Genomic DNA, 948 nt, shown 5'->3' on the forward strand with positions numbered 1-948 from the left:
GTGGCGATGGCGCGCGGCGAACCGGCCGGCGCGCGTGGCTATCCGCCATCGGCGCTGCAGCTGGTGGCCGATCTGGCGGAACGGGCCGGTGGTGACCGGCAGTCGGGCGGCAGCATCACCCTCATTGCGACGGTGCTCGCCGAAAGCGATGACCGTGCCGATCCGGTGGTCGATGCGGCGCGCGGCGTGATGGATGGCCACGTGCTGCTGTCGCGCCGGCTCGCCGGGCGCGGCCAGTTCCCGGCCATTGATCTGGTCGCCTCCGCCAGCCGCGTGATGGTTGATGTGGCAGCGCCGGCGCAGCTCGCCGCCGCCGGCCGTTTCCGCCGCCTGGTGGCGCTGGCCGAGGAGAATCGCGACCTCGTGCTGATGGGCGCCTATGCGCCGGGCAGCGATCTCGAGCTTGATCTGGCGCTGGCCCTCCAGCCGGCCCTGGCCGCCTTTCTGGCGCAGGATCGGGCCACGCGCGCTGATCCGGACGACAGCATTGCCACGCTCCTGCAGCTGGTCGCCCCGCCGGAGGGTGGCCCGTGAGCGCGCCCCAGAGTGACAACGTCACCCCCATCGACCGGCTGATCCGGGTGCGGCGCATCCGCGAGCGGCTGGCCATGGCCGATCTGGCGCGCGCGCAAGGGCGCGCCGCGGCCGATGCCGCGCTGCTGGAACGGGTGCGCGCGCTGGTCGGCGGGCAGGCGCCGGGCGTCGCCAACGCAGCGGCCCGCGCCGCCCGCGCCCGCAGCGACGGCCAGCTGGCCGATATCGCCAGCGCCATCGCGACCCGCGGCGCCGAAGCCGAAGCGGCGCGCGATGCCGCCAGCCGACAGCTGGCCGCTGCCCGGGCCGCCGTTGATGCCGCCATCGCGCGCCGGGCCGCGCAGGAGGACATGCCATGACCAGCCTTGTCCCGCTTGGCCCGGCGCTGCCGGTCGCCGCACCATCCCCCGCCGG

Annotated in this window: 1 protein-coding gene and 1 pseudogene; both read left to right on the forward strand. The window is 75.5% G+C overall.

The window, feature by feature from the left end:
* Positions 1-534 (forward strand): annotated as a pseudogene (gene fliI / locus GJV64_RS14835) (flagellum-specific ATP synthase FliI); the annotation flags it as partial.
* On the forward strand, positions 531-893 hold the full coding sequence (locus GJV64_RS14840; RefSeq protein WP_164158268.1) for a hypothetical protein: 363 nt from the start codon (positions 531-533) through the stop codon (positions 891-893). The pseudogene fliI and the gene GJV64_RS14840, both read left to right, overlap by 4 nt.
* Positions 894-948: the final 55 nt, after the last annotated feature.

The sequence above is a fragment of the Sandarakinorhabdus rubra genome (assembly GCF_010994245.1).
Classification (GTDB): domain Bacteria; phylum Pseudomonadota; class Alphaproteobacteria; order Sphingomonadales; family Sphingomonadaceae; genus Sandarakinorhabdus; species Sandarakinorhabdus rubra.